1 protein-coding gene is annotated in these 838 nt (G+C 47.1%); it reads left to right on the top strand.

The genetic code is table 11. The features are described 5' to 3' along the window. Window positions 1–127: 127 nt before the first annotated feature. On the top strand, window positions 128–838 hold a 711-nt coding region (locus JCM21531_RS17365; RefSeq protein ID WP_243467903.1), incomplete at its 3' end, for a bifunctional DNA primase/polymerase.

The raw sequence follows: 838 nt of genomic DNA, 5'->3' as shown, positions 1-838 counted from the left end.
GTGAATAAATCTGGCACAGAGCCGCAAAGGGAGCGAATGACTCACCTATAGAGCCTGGCAGATAGTCTTAAAAAACTATTTGTCGGGCTCAATTTATTTCAGCACGACAGGAGGTGAGAATTTGAAAGTGACAATGATGGACGCAGCATTAAAATACGCAGAAGCAAATATCCCAGTCATACCATTGCATTGGATTTGTGAGGATGGCTCCTGCTCCTGCAAGGAAGGGAGTAATTGTGACAGCAAAGGAAAGCATCCGTTATATACCGGCTGGTACAAGAATTCCACTGCTTATGTTGAGCAAATAAGGAAATGGTGGACGAAAACCCCCAATGCCAATATAGGCATTCCTACAGGCGAGAAGTCTGACTGGCTGGTACTTGATGTGGATGATGGCGGTGATGAAACCATATCTGCACTTGAAGCAACACATGGAAAACTCCCGGATACGGTTACTGCTGTTACAGGAAGTGGCGGTCGGCACTATGTCTTCAAATACCCACGAGGCAGGAGCATTCCTAATAAGACCAAGTTTGCACCAGGACTTGATACCCGTTCAACAGGTGGTCTGATTGTCGCAGCTCCAAGCATTCATGTAAGCGGTAATCGGTATGAATGGATAAAGGATCATTCTCCCTTAGACAGAACCCCGGCAGAAGCTCCGGAGTGGCTGTTAAAGCTTATGGAAAGGGAGGAAGTATTGCTTACACCCTTTGAAGGTAGCAGTATTACAGCCGAGATTATGGAAGGCAGTCGGAACAATACCCTGACAAGCCTTGCAGGAACCATGAGGGCAAGAGGAATGACAGAAGAGGGCATCTATGCAGCGCTGCTTGCC

The sequence above is a fragment of the Acetivibrio straminisolvens JCM 21531 genome (genome assembly GCF_000521465.1).
GTDB lineage: Bacteria > Bacillota > Clostridia > Acetivibrionales > Acetivibrionaceae > Hungateiclostridium > Hungateiclostridium straminisolvens.
The sequence above is the reverse complement of the archived record's forward strand: the minus strand, read 5'-3'. Positions and strand labels throughout refer to the sequence as shown.